The sequence below is a fragment of the Pseudomonas sp. USHLN015 genome (assembly GCF_037153275.1).
In the GTDB taxonomy this organism is placed as follows: domain Bacteria; phylum Pseudomonadota; class Gammaproteobacteria; order Pseudomonadales; family Pseudomonadaceae; genus Metapseudomonas; species Metapseudomonas tohonis.
In genome coordinates this window covers 94,259-110,196 of record NZ_JBBCKP010000001.1, presented here as the reverse complement: position 1 = coordinate 110,196, position 15,938 = coordinate 94,259, and the positions used below count along the sequence as shown (strand labels likewise).

Sequence of the window (15,938 nt, the reverse complement as noted above, 5' to 3'; positions counted from 1 at the left end):
TGGCCGGTGATGCCTTTCCGTATTGGGGACAAACATGGCTCGTATTCTGATTGTTGATGACTCGCCGACCGAGATGTACAAACTGACCGCCATGCTCGAGAAGCACGGCCATCAGGTACTCAAGGCCGAGAATGGCGCCGACGGCGTAGCCCTGGCACGCCAGGAAAAACCCGATGCCGTGCTGATGGACATCGTCATGCCCGGCCTCAACGGCTTCCAGGCCACGCGCCAGCTGACCAAGGACGCCGAGACCAGCCACATCCCGGTGATCATCGTCACCACCAAGGATCAGGAAACCGACAAGGTCTGGGGCAAGCGCCAGGGCGCGAAGGATTACCTGACCAAGCCGATCGACGAAGACACCCTGCTGAAAACCCTCAATGCGGTGCTGGCCGGCTGATGCCGGCTCAGCCTGCTGATAACTAGAACAAAGAAGGCCCTGGCCGGCATGTCGGACGCGCAGACCCCTTTCCAGCTTCTCCTCGAGATCGACCAGCGTTGCCGTGCGCTGGCGGCGGGCCTTCCTGCGCAGCAGGAAACCGTGCAGACCTGGAGTGGCATCGGTTTTCGCATGGGCGAGCGCCTGTTCGTGGCGCCCATGGGTGAAGTCGGCGAAGTGCTTCACGAGCCGCGGCACACGCTGCTGCCGGGTGTGAAGACCTGGGTCAAGGGCGTGGCCAACGTGCGGGGCCGACTGCTGCCGATCATGGACCTGTGCGGCTTCTTCGGTGGCGAGCTGTCGCCCCTGCGCAAGCAGCGCCGGGTGCTGGTGGTGGATCACCAGGAGATATTCGCCGGCCTGATCGTCGACGAAGTCTTCGGCATGCAGCATTTCCCGGTGGATGCCTTCTCCGAGGAGCTGCCTCCGCTGGAAGCGTCCATCCAGCCGTTCATCCATGGCGTGTTCCAGCGTGAACAACCCTGGCTGGTGTTCAGCCCACACGTGCTGGCGCAGCACCAGGTGTTCCTCGACGTGGCGGTATAGCTTCATCCGCGCCAGGCTCAACGGCCTGGCGCGGCGGATCGTTACCGGGAGGGGCGATCCAGCGTGGCGGGGCGACTCCCCGTTGCGTGCGGCACCGATGGTGCCGCTGATTCAAGGTTGGGCCGGTTCATGCCGGCCCTTTGGCGTTACATGGAAATCGTTGTGTTGTTGGTCCAGGCGGGGGCCCGATAATGAAAAAACTTAACGCAGGCAATCTACTTGCGGGAACGCGCAGTAGTACGTTGATCGCGGGGCTCTTCGTAGTCCTGATCGTGTCCATCGTGCTGCTGTTCGCCAACTTCGCATACCTGAACACCCAGGCGAACTACGACAAGGAATACCTCGGTCACTCCGGTGAACTGCGCGTACTGTCCCAGCGTATCGCCAAGAACGCCACCGAAGCGGCGGCGGGCAAGGCGGAAGCCTTCGCCCTGTTGAAGGACGCCCGGAACGACTTCGAGAAGCGCTGGAACATCCTCCTCAACGGCGACGAGAGCACGGGGCTGCCGCCCGCTCCCGAAGGCGTCAAGGCCGAGATGGATGCGGTGCAGGCCGACTGGAACAGCCTGCGCCAGAACTCCGACGCCATCCTCGCCAGCGAGCAGACCGTTCTGTCCCTGCACCAGGTAGCCGCCACCCTGGCGGAAACCATTCCGCAGCTGCAGGTCGAGTACGAGGAAGTGGTCGACATCCTGCTGGAAAGCGGCGCGCCCGCCGACCAGGTCTCGGTCGCCCAGCGCCAGTCGCTGCTGGCCGAACGTATCCTCGGCTCGGTGAACAAGGTGCTTGCCGGTGACGAAGACTCCGTCCAGGCCGCCGACATGTTCGGCCGCGACGCCAGCCTCTTCGGTCGCGTACTGAACGCGATGCTGGAAGGCAACGCGGCGATGGAAATCTCCAAGGTGACCGACAACGAGGCCCTGGAGCGTCTGCAGGAAATTTCCGAGCTGTTCGAGTTCGTCTCCGGCTCCGTGGACGAGATCCTCGAAACCTCGCCCGAACTGTTCCAGGTCCGTGAATCCGCCAACACCATCTTCACCGGCTCGCAGACCCTGCTGGACAAGGCTTCCACCCTGGCCGGCGGCTTCGAGAAGCAGGCCGAAGGCCGTAGCTTCAACACCCTCGCCGGTTACGTGCTGGGCGCCCTGGCCCTCGGCTCGATCATCCTGATCGGCCTGGTCATGGTTCAGACCACCCGCAGCCGACTGGCCGAGACCGCCGAGAAGAACGAACGCAACCAGGCGGCGATTCTGCGACTGCTCGACGAAATCGCCGACCTCGCGGACGGTGACCTGACGGTGGCCGCGACCGTGACCGAGGACTTCACCGGTGCGATCGCGGACTCGATCAACTACTCGATCGACCAGCTCCGCGACCTCGTAGAGACCATCAACCTGACCGCCGTGCAGGTAGCGGCGGCGGCCCAGGAAACCCAGGCCACCGCGATGCACCTCGCCGAAGCGTCCGAGCACCAGGCGCAGGAAATCGCCGGCGCCTCCGCGGCGATCAACGAGATGGCGGTGTCCATTGACCAGGTATCGGCGAACGCCTCGGAATCCTCCGCGGTAGCGGAACGTTCCGTAGCCATCGCCAACAAGGGCAACGAAGTGGTGCACAACACCATCACCGGCATGGATAACATCCGTGAGCAGATCCAGGACACCTCGAAGCGGATCAAGCGCCTCGGTGAATCGTCCCAGGAGATCGGTGACATCGTTAGCCTGATCAACGACATTGCCGACCAGACCAACATCCTCGCACTGAACGCCGCGATCCAGGCGTCCATGGCCGGTGATGCGGGCCGCGGCTTCGCCGTGGTAGCGGACGAGGTACAGCGACTCGCGGAACGTTCCTCCGCCGCGACCAAGCAGATCGAGGCCCTGGTAAAGACCATTCAGACCGACACCAACGAAGCGGTTATCTCCATGGAGCAGACCACTTCCGAAGTGGTCCGTGGTGCGCGCCTGGCGCAGGACGCCGGTGTGGCACTGGAAGAGATCGAGAAGGTATCCAAGACCCTCGCGGCCCTTATCCAGAACATCTCCAACGCCGCTCGTCAGCAAGCCTCCTCGGCGGGCCATATCTCCAACACCATGAACGTGATCCAGGAGATCACCTCGCAGACTTCCGCAGGTACCACTGCTACCGCCAAGAGCATTGGTAACCTGGCCAAGATGGCCAGCGAGATGCGCAAATCGGTATCCGGCTTCAACCTGCCGGACGCTCCGGAACAGGCCTGACCAAGGGAGGTGCCGCGGCTTGAAGCCGCGGCGCAGCGGCCATGAGCGAGAGGCACGACAGCATGCAGCCAAGCGGCGTGTGGGCCTTGAAACCCCTGGCCGACATGACGCCCGCGCAGTTCCACGACTGGCAATCGCTGCTCGAGGAACGCACGGGCGTGGTGATCAACGAACAGCGTCGCTCCTTCCTGCAGACCAATCTCACTGCACGGATGCGCGAGCTGGGCATGGATGACTACAGCAGCTACTACCGGCAGGTCACCGATGGCCCGCGTGGTGCTGTCGAGTGGTCGACCCTGCTGGATCGCCTCACCGTTCAGGAAACCCGGTTCTTTCGCCACCGCCCCTCCTTCGACCTGCTCGACGCCTACCTGCGTGAGCGGGTCGCTGCGGGCCTGGAAAACCCGCTGGCGCTCTGGAGCGTCGGCTGTTCCAGCGGCGAGGAACCCTATTCGCTGGCGATTGCCGCCGCCGAAGCGCTGCAGGGCAGCGACCGGCCGGAATTCTTCGGTGTGACCGGTACCGACATCAGCCTCAGCGCCCTCAACAAGGCGCGGCAGGGTGTCTTCGCCGCACGCCGCCTGGAACAGCTGGACGCTGACCAGGCCGAACGTTATTTCCAGGTCATGGACGATGGCCGCTTGAAAGTTGTTGAGAGCCTGGCCGCGCGCGTTTGCTGCGCCCGGCTCAATGTGCTGGAACTGGCGAAGGCGCCAATGTCCGGCATGGACGTAATCTTCTGTCAGAACCTGTTGATCTATTTTCGCCGCTGGCGTCGCCGTGAAATCCTCAATCGCCTGGCCGAGCGCCTGGCGCCGGGGGGCCTGATGGTGGTGGGCGTGGGCGAAGTAGTGGGTTGGCATCACCCGGACCTGGTTCCGGTCGCCGACGATCAGGTTCTGGCATTCACCCGGAAGGGATAGCAGACGGCTATGAGTGATCGGCACGATTATGTCGCCCTTGAGTGGGTCAAGGGCGAGATCGCGGAAACCCTGAAGCAGGCGCGACAGGCCCTGGAGGCGTTCGTCGAGAACACCCAGGACCCGACGCGCATGCGTTTCTGCCTGACCTACGTGCACCAGGTCCACGGCACCCTGCAGATGGTCGAGTTCTACGGCGCGGCCCTGCTCGCCGAGGAAATGGAGCAGCTCGCCCAGGCGCTGATGGAAGGCCGCGTGACCAACCAGGGCGAAGCCCTGGAAGTGCTGATGCAGGCCATCCTGCAACTGCCGGTCTACCTCGACCGCATCCAGAGCGCGCGCCGCGACTTGCCCATGGTGGTGCTGCCGCTGCTCAACGACCTGCGCGCCGCGCGCGGCGAGAAGCTGCTGTCGGAAACCAGCCTGTTCTCCCCGGACCTCTCCGGTCGCCTGCCCGCGCTGTCCATGGACGCCCTGGCGCAGATGCGCACCGCCGAGCTGCCGGTGCTGCTGCGCAAGCTGCGGCAGATGCTGCAGCTGGCCCTGGTCGGGATCATCCGCAACCAGGACCTGGCCACCAACCTCGGCTACATGGCGCGCGTCTTCGCCCGCCTCGAGTCCCTGTGCAAGGAGGCGCCGCTCGGCCCGCTCTGGCCCATCGCCTCCGGCATGGTCGAAGGCCTGGCCAACGGCAGCGTGGTGAACGGCACCTCCGTGCGCACCCTGCTGCGGCAGATCGACAAGGAACTCAAGCGCCTGCTCGACCAGGGCGCCGACGGCATCAACCAGCCGGCTCCCGAGGAGCTGGTGAAGAACCTGCTGTTCTACATCGCCAAGGCCCCCGCGCAGTCGCCGCGCATCCGCGCGCTGAAGGAGCAGTACCGCCTCGACGAAGCGCTGCCCGACACCGACGTGGTGGACGAGGAGCGTGCACGGCTCGCCGGCCCCGACCGCGATGCCATGCGTTCCGTCGTCGCCGCCCTGTGCGAGGAACTGGTGCGGGTCAAGGACAGCCTGGACATCTTCGTGCGCAGCGACCGTCGCGGCGTTACCGAGCTGGATGGCCTGCTGGCCCCGCTCAAGCAGATCGCCGACACCCTCGCCGTGCTCGGCTTCGGCCAGCCGCGCCGGGTGATCCTCGACCAGATCGACGTGGTCCACAGCCTCTCCCTCGGCCAGCGCGAGCCCAATGACGCCGTCCTCATGGACGTCGCCGGCGCGCTGCTGTACGTCGAAGCCACGCTCAACGGCATGGTCGGCCCGGCCGATGATGGCCGCGCCGAAGAAAGCCACCTGCCCACCACCGACGTGGCGCAGATCCACCAGCTGGTGATCAAGGAAGCGCGCAATGGCCTGGAGCAGGCCAAGGACGCGATCATCGAGTTCATCGCCTCGCAGTGGAACCACGAGCACCTGGCTCGCGTCCCCGAGCTGCTGACCCAGGTCCGTGGTGGCCTGGCGATGATTCCGCTGAGCCGCGCGGCGACCCTGCTGGAAGCCTGCAACCGCTACATCCAGGAACAGCTCCTGGCGCGCAAGGCCGTGCCCAACTGGCAGAGCCTGGACACCCTCGCCGACGCCATCACCAGCGTCGAGTACTACCTCGAACGCCTCTCCGAGGACCATGCGACCCAGGGCGACCTGATTCTCGACGTGGCCGAGGAAAGCCTGGAGGCCCTGGGCTACCCGCTCAAGGAAAAGCCCTCGATCCTCGATCGCATCGAGCCGGAAGAAGAGCCGCTGCCCCTGGCCGACCCGCTGCAGGAAATCGAAGTGCTGGCCGCCGAGGAGTCGGAGCTGGCGGAGCCGCTGGACCTGGAGCCCCTGAAGCCGCACGAAGACGTGACGGTCGCTGCCGAGTTCGCCGAGCCGGTGGTCGCCGAAGAGGCGCCCCTGGCCAGCCTCGATGCGCTGCCGGAACTCGACCCCCTCCCCGAGCTGGAGCCGGTCGCTGCCTTCGAGTCCCAGCCCGTTGCCGCTTCGATCCCGGCCGCCGACGAGCTGCCGGACCTCGAACCCTTGCCCGAGCTGGATGCCCTGGATGAGCCCGCTGCACTGGGCGATCTGGAATCCCTGCCGGCCCTCGACGAGCTCACCCTCGAAGAGACGGCTGCCGATGCCGGCGAGCTGCTGGTCTCGGACGACAACTGGAACCTCGGCGAGCTGCCGGCCGAGGCGCCCGAGGTCATCGACTTCAGTCTCGACGTGCCGCTGGAACTGCATGCTGCCCAGGAGCCCCAGGACAGCCTGGAGCCCCTGCAGAGCTTCGACCTCGACGACCTGGAGCCGCTGCCGGACGCCACGCCGCTGGAAAGCCTCGAACCTCTCGAAGGTGAAGTCCTCAGCCTGGAGCCGCTGCCCGAGTCCTCCCTGAGCTGGGACGACGTGGAGCTCGCCGGGCTCGACCTGCCGGAAGTCGAGCTGCCCGTCGCCCCCGTCGAGCAGCCGGCGCCCGCGGTCGAGGAAGACAAGCCGCTGTCCATGGCCGATGTCATGGCGGCGCCGACCCAGGCCATCAACCCGCCCGCCCGCGACGTGCCGCCCAGCCTGCTGCCGCCGCCCGCCGACGAAGAGCCGGTCGACGACGAACTGCTGGAAGTCTTCATCGAAGAGGCCGGCGAAGTCCTGGAGACCATCGGCGACTTCCTGCCCCAGTGGCTGGCCGACACCGAGAACAAGGACGCCCTGACCGAGATCCGCCGCGCCTTCCACACCCTCAAGGGCAGTGGTCGCATGGTGCGCGCGCTGGTCATCGGCGAACTGTCCTGGGCCATCGAGAACCTGCTCAACCGCGTGCTGGATCGCAGCATCCAGCCCGATGACGATGTCCGTGGCGTGATCCAGGACGTGGTCGCCCTGCTGCCGCAACTGGTGGACGAATTCGCCGCCAAGGCCCAGCGCCAACGCGACGATGTCGACCACCTCGCCGCCGAGGCCCATGCCCTGGCGAAGGGGCAGCGACTCCCAAAATCTGACGCCCCGGACTCAGCACAGCCAGTCGAGCCCGAGGGCGAGCCGGAAGCGCCGGTCGTCGAAGAGCCCGCCGTCGTCGCGCAAGCCCCCGTTGCCGTCGAAAGCGACGAGGAGCCGCTCGACCCGCAGTTGCTGGAGATCTTCCGCAACGAAGCCGAGACGCACCTCGACAGCCTGGTGGGCTTCCTCGCCGATTGCGCCCAGTCCCTGCCGCAGCCGGTGACCGACAGCCTCCAGCGCGCCCTGCACACCCTCAAGGGCAGTGCGCACATGGCGGGCATCCTGCCGATCGCCGAGATCGCCACGCCCCTGGAGAAGCTGGCCAAGGAATACAAGACCAACCTGGTGCAGATGGACCTGGCCGAGGCCGAGCTGCTGCGTGACGCCGAGCACCTGTTCCGTGCCGGCCTCGAACAGCTCGAGACCACGCCCCTGGTACGCATCCCCGGCACCGCCGAATTCCTCGAGCGCGTGCAGCAGCTGCACCTGGATCGCCTCGGCGCCGCCGAAGCGGCGCGCCTGGGCGAGCAGGGCGAGACGGTGCGCGACCCGCAGCTGATCTCCATCTTCCTCGCCGAGGGCATGGACATCCTGCTGGACGCCGAGGACCTGCTGCGCCGCTGGCGCGAGCACCCGTCCGAGCGCCAGGAGCTGGGCGCCCTGCTGGAAGAACTGAACACCCTCGGCCGTGGCGCCGAGATGGCCGAGCTGCCGCAGATCGAAGAGCTCTGCGAAGCCCTGCTGGACACCTATGGTGCGGTGGAAGAAGGCAGCCTCGCCGTCAGCGAGCGCTTCTTCGCCGAAGCCGAGCGTGCCCACGAGGCGCTGATCGGCATGATGGACCAGGTGGCCGCCGCCCTTCAGGTCACCCCCCAGCCCGAGCGCGTGCAGGCCCTGCGCGAGCTGCTGCAGGAGGTGGTCGACCCCGCCGCCCTGGCGCTGCTCGACCCCAAGCTGACCAGCGGCCTGACCGTTGAAGAGCTGGACGACGCCCCGCTGGCGGACCTGATCGACTGGAACGCCACCGACACCGAGCTGCCACCCCTGGCCGAGCTGGTGGAAGAGCCGCCGGTGTTCGACGAGGTCTCCCTGCCCGAGCTGACCGGTGCCGGCCTGGAGGACGACCTGTCCGCCCCGCCTGCCGAGCCGGCTCCCGTGGTGGTGGCGGACGCCGTCGCCGCGCCCAGCGTGTACGAATCCCTCGACGAGGAGATGGTCGCCATCTTCCTCGAGGAGGCCGTGGACATCCTGGAAAGCGCCGGCCAGTCCCTCGACCGCTGGCTGGGCGAGCCCGACAACCACACCTCGCTGCTCTCGCTGCAGCGTGACCTGCACACCCTCAAGGGTGGTGCGCGCATGGCCGAGATCGCCCCGATCGGTGATCTCGCCCATGAGCTCGAATCCCTCTACGAAGGCCTGGTGGATCGCCGCTTCAGCTATTCGCCGGCGCTCGGCGGCCTGCTGCAGCAGAGCCACGACAGCCTCGCGGTACTGCTCGACCAGTTGCAGGCGCGCCTGCCCCTGGACGATCCCCAGCAACTGATCCAGGCCATCCGCACCTTTCGCCAGAACGGTGGGCTGAGCCTGTCCGCCGCAGCGGCCGCGCTGCCGCCCGGGGACATCGAAGAGGTCGCCGAGGCCGAGGAGATCGATCTGGCCGGAGACGACGCCCCCGGCGCCGAGCTCGGCGAGAGCATCGTCATCGACGAAGAACAGCCGCCCCTGGCGCTGCTCGACGAAACCGACCCGCTGGACACCGTCGAGGCCCTGGAGGCCATCGAAACGGTGGTGGAGGATCTGCCGGCGCAAGCCGTGGCCGAACCGCTTGCCGAAGCGCCGCTGGATGTCGACCCCGAGCTGCACGTGTTGCATGCCGAACCGGTGCACGACGACGAGCCCGAACTCGACCAATGGCTGCTGGACGAGGCGCTGGAAAGCACGCCCGCTGCCCCTGAAGCCGAAGCCGAAGCCGAAGCCGAAGCCGAAGCCGAGCCGGAGGTGCTTGACCTGTCCGACATCGAAGCGCCCGCTGCCATCGAGCCCGAGCCCGAGCCCGAGCCCGAGCCCGAGCCGGTGGCCGCCTCGATGATCGAGCCGCCGCGTGCCGCCGAGCCCGCGACCAGTGCCTTCGACGATCGCGATCCGGAGCTGGTGGAGATCTTCCTCGAGGAAGGGTTCGACATCATCGACAGCGCCGGTGCGTCGCTGCAGCGCTGGATGGACGACGTCAACAACATCCTCGAAGTCGAAGCGCTGCAGCGCGACCTGCACACCCTCAAGGGTGGTGCGCGCATGGCCGAGATCCGCGAGATCGGCGACCTCGCCCATGAGCTGGAATTCCTCTACGAAGGCCTGTGCGGCGGGCGCCTGCGCGCCAGCCCCGGCCTGTTCACCCTGCTCCAGGCCTGCCATGACCGGCTCGCCGAAATGCTCGAGGCGGTGCGTGACAAGCGCGGCGTGCCCAGTGGCGACACGCTGATCGAGGCGATCAAGCGTTTCCGCGCCAACCCGGACGAGCAGCTGAGCATGCCCTCCAGCGTGCACCTGCAGCCGGCCGCCCAGGTCGTCGAGGATGACGCGGGCGAGAGCGACGACATCCTCGACATCTTCCTCGAGGAGGCCGACGACCTGCTCGAAGCCATGGAACGCACCATCGGCCGTTGGGAAGAGCGTCGCGAAGACGCTGCCCAGATCGACGAACTGCTGCGCCTGCTGCACACCCTCAAGGGCGGCGCGCGCCTGGCCGGGCAGAAGCGCCTGGGTGACCTCAGCCATGACCTGGAACAACACCTGACCGAGGCGCAGCAGCAAGGTTCGCCCTGGCCGGACAGCCTGTTCCTCGACGTGCAATCGGGCTTCGAAGGCCTGCAGGCCGAACTCGACCAGCTGCGCGAGCGTCTCGACGCCGTGCTCGCCGAAGAGACCCGGGAGCCCGAGGCCACCGAGCCGGCACCGGCCGCCCAGACGCCGGCGCCGAGCCTGGCCGCGCCCATAGTCGCCGCCAGCGCATTACCGCAGGCGGTCGCCGAGTACAAGGTCCTGCCCTTCGTCCGCAAGGCCCAGGAAGCCGCCCAGGACGCCGCGTCCCGTCGCGCGCCCCAGGAGCTGGTCAAGGTCCCGGCGGACCTGCTGGAAGGCCTGGTCAACCTGGCCGGTGAGACCTCGATCTTCCGTGGTCGGGTCGAACAGCAGGTGAGCGACTTCAGCTTCACCCTGAGCGAGATGGAAGCCACCATCGAGCGGGTCCGCGACCAGCTGCGCCGCCTCGACACCGAGACCCAGGCGCAGATCCTCAGCCGCTACCAGGCCGAGGCCGAGCGTGCCGGCTACGAGGACTTCGACCCGCTGGAGATGGACCGTCACTCGCAACTGCAGCAGCTTTCCCGTGCGCTGTTCGAGTCCGCGTCCGACTTGCTGGACCTCAAGGAAACCCTGGCGGCGCGTAACCGCGACGCCGAAACCCTGCTGCTGCAACAGGCACGGGTGAACACCGAGCTGCAGGAAGGCCTGATGCGCACGCGCATGGTGCCCTTCGACCGCCTGGTGCCGCGCCTGCGCCGGATCGTCCGCCAGGTGGCGAGCGAGCTGGGCAAACAGGTCGAATTCGTTGTCGGCAACGCCGAGGGCGAGATGGACCGTACCGTGCTCGAACGCATCGTCGCGCCGCTGGAGCACATGCTGCGCAACGCCGTCGACCATGGCATCGAGCCGGCCGAGGTGCGCCGCGCCGCCGGCAAGCCCGAGGCTGGCACCATCCGCCTGACCCTCGGCCGCGAGGGCGGCGACATCGTCCTCGCCCTGGCCGATGACGGCGGTGGCATCCGCCTCGACGCCGTGCGCCGCAAGGCCATCGAGCGCGGGATGATGGACGCCGATTCCGACCTCTCCGACTACGACGTGCTGCAGTTCATCCTCGAGGCCGGTTTCTCCACCGCCGAGAAGGTCACGCAGATCTCCGGTCGTGGCGTGGGCATGGACGTGGTGCACTCCGAGGTGAAACAGCTCGGCGGCTCCATGAGCATCGACTCGACGCCGGGCGAGGGCACCCGCTTCCTCATCCGCCTGCCGTTCACCGTGTCGGTGAACCGTGCGCTGATGGTGCTTTCCGGCGAGGACCTCTACGCCATCCCGCTGAACACCATCGAAGGTATCGTGCGGGTCTCCCCGTACGAGCTGGAGGCCTACTACCAGCCGGACGCACCGCGCTTCGAATACGCCGGCCAGGCCTATGAACTGAAGTACCTGGGCGACCTGCTGAACAACGGCCAGCAACCCAAGCTGGTGGGCCAGAGCCTGCCGCTGCCGGTGATCCTGGTGCGCTCCACCGATCACGCCGTGGCGGTCCAGGTGGACTCTTTGGCGGGCTCCCGCGAGATCGTGGTGAAGAGCCTCGGCCCGCAGTTCGCCGGGGTGCATGGCATCTCCGGCGCGACCATCCTCGGCGACGGCCGCGTGGTGGTGATCCTCGACCTGCTGGCGACCATCCGCGCCATGCACGCGCACCTGGTGCAGATGCTCCCGCGTTCCGCGACCCAGGCCGCGCTGCCGGCGGAGCTCGACCACGACCGTCCGCCGCTGGTGATGGTGGTGGACGACTCGGTCACCGTGCGCAAGGTCACCAGCCGCCTGCTGGAACGCAACGGCATGAACGTGCTGACCGCCAAGGATGGGGTGGACGCGATCTCGCAACTGCAGGAGCACCGTCCGGACATCATGCTGCTGGACATCGAGATGCCGCGCATGGACGGTTTCGAGGTGGCCACCCTGGTGCGCCACGACGAGCGACTGAAGGACCTGCCGATCATCATGATCACCTCGCGTACCGGTGAGAAACACCGCGAGCGGGCCATGACCATCGGCGTCAACGACTACCTGGGCAAGCCGTACCAGGAGTCCCTGCTGCTTGAAACCATCCAGCGACTGGTCAAGGGAAATGACTGAGAAAACCTCTGCGCGTATCGCCGTCATCGCCGACACCTCGCTGCAGCGCCATGTGCTGCAGCAGGCGCTGGCGGGCAACGGCTACCAGGTGGTGCTCAACAGCGATCCGGCCAGGCTGGACGAGGAAACCCTGAGCGCCTGTGAAGTGGACCTCTGGCTGGTGGACCTGGCGCAGTCGGATGACTCGCCCCTGGTCGACAACCTGATGGAGCGCGCCAGCGCACCGGTGCTGTTCGGCGAGGGGCACGCCCCCGAGCGGCATTCGGAGAACTACCCGCGCTGGGAGCGCCGCCTGTTCGGCAAGCTCAAGCGCCTGGTCGGCGACCCGGCGGTGGCCGTCGGCCCCAGCCTTGAGGCACTGCTCGCCGAGGCCCAGCGCCCGGCGCGCCTGGACCTGCCCCGGGCCCTGGCCGACACGCCCCTGGTGGCGGGCGAGCCGGCGCGCCAGGTGTGGCTGCTGGCCGCCTCCCTCGGTGGCCCGGCGGCGGTGAAGGCATTCCTCGATGCCCTGCCCGGTGGCCTGCCCATCGGCTTCATCTACGCCCAGCACATCGACCCGACCTTCGAGACGGCGCTGCCCCAGGCCGTCGGCCGTCACAGCCAGTGGCCGGTCAACCTGGCCCGTCCCGGTGATGCGGTACGCGCCGGTGAAGTGGTGGTGGTGCCGATCAGCCACGAACTCAGCTTCGCCGAAGGCGGCGCCATGCAAGTCGGCGAGCGCCCCTGGCCGGAGCCCTACAGCCCGTCCATCGACCAGGTGATGCTCAACCTCGCCCAGCACTACGGTGCCCAGTGCGGCGTCATCGCCTTCAGCGGCATGGGCAGCGACGGCAGTGCCGCCGCCGCCTACGTGCGCCGCCAGGGCGCGCCGATCTGGACCCAGCGCGGCGACAGCTGCGCCTGCGCGAGCATGCCCGACAGCCTGCGCGAGGGCGGCTACAGCACGTTCAGCGCCGACCCCCGCGAACTGGCCCAGGCGCTGGTGAACCACCTGGCGGAGCAGTGCGCCTGAGCCCATGGGGCTCCGGGCGGCTGCGCCGGGAATGAAGAATCGTTGAAGGAAGAACCATGAGCCAAGCCGTCGCCAACCAGAACAGCGCCAACAGCCTCACCGGCCTGCTGGTGCCGCTGTCCGATCGCACCCTGCTGGTGCCCAACGTGGCGGTGGCCGAGCTGATCCCCTATCGCGCGCCGCAGGTGTCGGCGGGCATGCCGGCCTGGTTCCTCGGCCAGGTGGCCTGGCGCGACCTGCGCCTGCCGCTGCTGTCCTTCGAAGCCGCCTCCGACGGCCAGCCCCAGGTCGGCGCCGGCGCCCGCGTGGTGGTGCTCAACGCCCTCGGCGGGCGCGGCCACGTGAAATTCATCGCCCTGCTGGTGCAGGGCATCCCGCGCTCGCTCAAGGTCGACTCCGACCTGCCCCGCGCCGCCGTTCCCCTGGCTCCTCTGGAGCTGGACGCCGTGCAACTGGGCGAGGACGTCGCCCGCATCCCCGACCTGATTGCACTCGAGCAGATGCTCGAAGATGCTGGGATTATCTAGGGGCAGCTGCAAGCGGCAAGTCACAAGCTGCAAGATGGAGCACGTTCCACGGCTTGAGGCTTGCAGCTTGAAACTTGCCGCTGCTTCCTAGAAATCCCCCCACAACTGCTGCGCCACGCTCAGCGCCACCACCGGCGCTGTCTCCGTCCTCAACACCCTGGGTCCCAGGCGTGCCGAATGGAAGCCGGCGGCTTGCGCCTGGGCGACTTCGGCGTCGCTGAGGCCGCCTTCGGGGCCGATGAGGAAGGCCAGGGTCTGCGGCTTGGCGTGGCTGGCCAGGGGCTCGGCGACCGGGTGCAGCACCAGCTTGAGGTCGGCCTGGGCCTGGGCAAGCCAGTCGGCGAGGGTGATGGGCGCATGGATCACCGGCAGCACGGAGCGGCCGCACTGCTCGCAGGCGCTGATCGCCACCTGGCGCCAGTGGGCCAGGCGCTTGTCGGCGCGCTCGTCCTTCAGCCGTACTTCGCAGCGTTCGCTGACGATGGGGGTGATCTCGGCGGCGCCCAGCTCAGTGGCCTTCTGGATCGCCCAGTCCATGCGCTCGCCCCGCGACAGCCCCTGGCCCAGGTGCACCCGCAGCGGCGACTCGGCCTGGCCGGCGAAGGCCTCGCGCAACTCGACGCTCACGGTCTTCTTGCCCACTTCGACCAGCTCGCCCAGGTACTCCTGGCCGGAACCGTCGAACAGCTGAATGGCATCGCCCACGGCGAGGCGAAGCACGCGCCCGATGTAGTGGGCCTGGGCTTCGGGCAGCGCGTGCTGGCCGAGGGAAAGGGGAGCGTCGATGAAGAAGCGGGAGAGGCGCATAAGGGAGCTAGAAGCCTGAAGCTGAAAGCCGGAAGTTTAACTGTGCGGTGCTTCCAGCTTCCAGCTTCCAGCTTCCGGCTGCGTCAGCCTGGATCCCTGTGGTTCGGATGCAGGTCGTTGGCGACGCTGACGCTCACCGAGTCGCGGGTGGCGATGTCGATGCCTTCGCTGGCCACTTCGGCGAGGAAGTCGATCTGCTCCGGGGTGATCACGTAGGGCGGGAGGAAGTACACGACGTTGCCCAGCGGGCGCAGCAGGGCGCCGCGTTCCAGGGCGTGCTGGAAGACCTTGAGGCCGCGCCGCTCCTGCCAGGGGTAGGGCGCGCGGCTGGCCTTGTCCTGGACCATCTCGATGGCCAGCACCATGCCGGTCTGGCGCACTTCGGCGACGTGCGGGTGGTCGACGAGGTGAGCGGTGGATTGCGCCATGCGCACCGACAGCGCGCGGTTGGCCTCGATCACCCTGTCCTGCTCGAAGATGTCCAGGGTCGCCAGGGCGGCGGCGCAGGCCAGCGGGTTGCCGGTGTAGGTGTGCGAGTGGAGGAAGGCGCGCAGGGTCTGGTAGTCGTCGTAGAAGCCCTGGTAGATGGCCTCGCTGGTGAGCACCGCCGCCATCGGCAGGTAGCCGCCGGTGAGGGCCTTGGACAGGCAGAGGAAGTCCGGCGCGATACCGGCCTGCTCGCAGGCGAACATCGTGCCGGTGCGGCCGAAGCCGACGGCGATCTCGTCGTGGATCAGGTGCACGCCGTAGCGGTCGCAGGCCTCGCGCAGCAGCTTGAGGTAGACCGGGTGGTACATGCGCATGCCGCCGGCGCCCTGGATCAGCGGCTCGACGATCACCGCGGCCACCTCCGCGTGGTGTTCGGCGAGGGTGCGCTCCATGTGGGCGAACATGTTGCGCGAGTGCTCTTCCCAGCACATGCCTTCGGGGCGCAGGTAGCAATCGGGGCTGGGCACCTTGAGGGTGTCCATCAGCAGCGACTTGTAGGTCTCGGTGAACAGCGCCACGTCGCCCACGGACATCGCGGCGATGGTCTCGCCGTGGTAGCTGTTGGTCAGGGTGACGAAGCGCTTCTTGCCTTCGCGGCCCTGGTTGCGCCAGAAGTGGTAGCTCATCTTCAGCGCCACCTCGATGCCCGAGGAGCCGTTGTCGGCGTAGAAGACGCGGTCCAGGCCCTGGGGCGTGATCTTCACCAGGCGCTCGGACAGTTCGATGACCGGCTGATGGCTGAAGCCCGCGAGGATCACGTGCTCGAGCTGGTCGACCTGGTCCTTGATGCGCTGGTTGATGCGAGGGTTGGCGTGGCCGAAGACGTTGACCCACCAGGAGCTGACCGCGTCGAGGTAGCGCTTGCCCTCGAAGTCTTCCAGCCAGACACCCTCGCCACGGCGGATCGGCACCACCGGCAGGCGTTCGTGGTCCTTCATCTGGGTGCAGGGATGCCAGAGCACGGCGAGGTCGCGCTGCATCCAGTCGGCGTTTTGGCCCATGGGGTGGTCTCCGGAAAGGGTCGGGGAAGACTATGCAATAGGG

At 67.4% G+C, this 15,938-nt stretch carries 9 protein-coding genes; 7 read left to right on the top strand and 2 right to left on the bottom strand.

From position 1 onward, the window contains the following. Positions 1–34 precede the first annotated feature (34 nt). From pilH to WFQ67_RS00420, 7 genes are all read left to right on the top strand, one after another. Positions 35–400 (top strand): twitching motility response regulator PilH, encoded by a 366-nt coding sequence (gene pilH / locus WFQ67_RS00450; RefSeq protein ID WP_003458790.1) that lies wholly within the window; start codon positions 35–37, stop codon positions 398–400. 48 nt (positions 401–448) lie between these two features. After that, complete coding sequence (locus WFQ67_RS00445; protein ID WP_173175050.1) at positions 449–985, top strand: chemotaxis protein CheW; 537 nt, start codon at positions 449–451, stop codon at positions 983–985. 191 nt (positions 986–1,176) lie between these two features. After that, positions 1,177–3,225 carry a methyl-accepting chemotaxis protein gene (locus tag WFQ67_RS00440; protein WP_111262586.1) on the top strand — a complete coding sequence of 683 codons (2,049 nt, stop codon included), beginning with the start codon at positions 1,177–1,179 and terminating at the stop codon, positions 3,223–3,225. 62 nt (positions 3,226–3,287) lie between these two features. Next, positions 3,288–4,148 (top strand): CheR family methyltransferase, encoded by an 861-nt coding sequence (locus WFQ67_RS00435; protein ID WP_111262621.1) that lies wholly within the window; start codon positions 3,288–3,290, stop codon positions 4,146–4,148. Positions 4,149–4,157: 9 nt separating this feature from the next. Continuing rightward, a complete protein-coding gene (locus tag WFQ67_RS00430) occupies positions 4,158–12,059 on the top strand; it encodes an Hpt domain-containing protein (RefSeq protein WP_337055918.1) in 7,902 nt (2,633 codons plus the stop codon). Continuing rightward, positions 12,052–13,071 carry a chemotaxis protein CheB gene (locus WFQ67_RS00425; RefSeq protein ID WP_337055917.1) on the top strand — a complete coding sequence of 340 codons (1,020 nt, stop codon included), beginning with the start codon at positions 12,052–12,054 and terminating at the stop codon, positions 13,069–13,071. Before WFQ67_RS00430 ends, WFQ67_RS00425 begins: the two co-directional genes overlap by 8 nt. Positions 13,072–13,127: 56 nt before the next feature. Further along, positions 13,128–13,598 carry a chemotaxis protein CheW gene (locus WFQ67_RS00420; RefSeq protein ID WP_213627956.1) on the top strand — a complete coding sequence of 157 codons (471 nt, stop codon included), beginning with the start codon at positions 13,128–13,130 and terminating at the stop codon, positions 13,596–13,598. Between the two features lie 87 nt (positions 13,599–13,685). On the opposite strand, the gene WFQ67_RS00415 is transcribed toward WFQ67_RS00420, so the two are convergent. Next, positions 13,686–14,405: a 16S rRNA (uracil(1498)-N(3))-methyltransferase gene (locus WFQ67_RS00415; protein ID WP_213627958.1), complete on the bottom strand. Its 720-nt coding sequence runs from the start codon at positions 14,403–14,405 to the stop codon at positions 13,686–13,688. 83 nt (positions 14,406–14,488) lie between these two features. After that, entirely contained in the window at positions 14,489–15,895 is a 1,407-nt protein-coding gene (locus WFQ67_RS00410; RefSeq protein WP_337055916.1) for an adenosylmethionine--8-amino-7-oxononanoate transaminase, read from the bottom strand. Positions 15,896–15,938 lie beyond the last annotated feature (43 nt).

Coding starts and splice junctions, on each gene's coding strand:
- WFQ67_RS00425 (WP_337055917.1), top strand. CDS start 12,052: ATGACTGAGAAAACCTCTGCGCGTATCGCCGTCATCGCCGACACCTCG.
- WFQ67_RS00445 (WP_173175050.1), top strand. CDS start 449: ATGTCGGACGCGCAGACCCCTTTCCAGCTTCTCCTCGAGATCGACCAG.
- WFQ67_RS00410 (WP_337055916.1), bottom strand. CDS start 15,895: ATGGGCCAAAACGCCGACTGGATGCAGCGCGACCTCGCCGTGCTCTGG.
- WFQ67_RS00415 (WP_213627958.1), bottom strand. CDS start 14,405: ATGCGCCTCTCCCGCTTCTTCATCGACGCTCCCCTTTCCCTCGGCCAG.
- WFQ67_RS00440 (WP_111262586.1), top strand. CDS start 1,177: ATGAAAAAACTTAACGCAGGCAATCTACTTGCGGGAACGCGCAGTAGT.
- WFQ67_RS00420 (WP_213627956.1), top strand. CDS start 13,128: ATGAGCCAAGCCGTCGCCAACCAGAACAGCGCCAACAGCCTCACCGGC.
- WFQ67_RS00435 (WP_111262621.1), top strand. CDS start 3,288: ATGCAGCCAAGCGGCGTGTGGGCCTTGAAACCCCTGGCCGACATGACG.
- WFQ67_RS00430 (WP_337055918.1), top strand. CDS start 4,158: ATGAGTGATCGGCACGATTATGTCGCCCTTGAGTGGGTCAAGGGCGAG.
- pilH (WP_003458790.1), top strand. CDS start 35: ATGGCTCGTATTCTGATTGTTGATGACTCGCCGACCGAGATGTACAAA.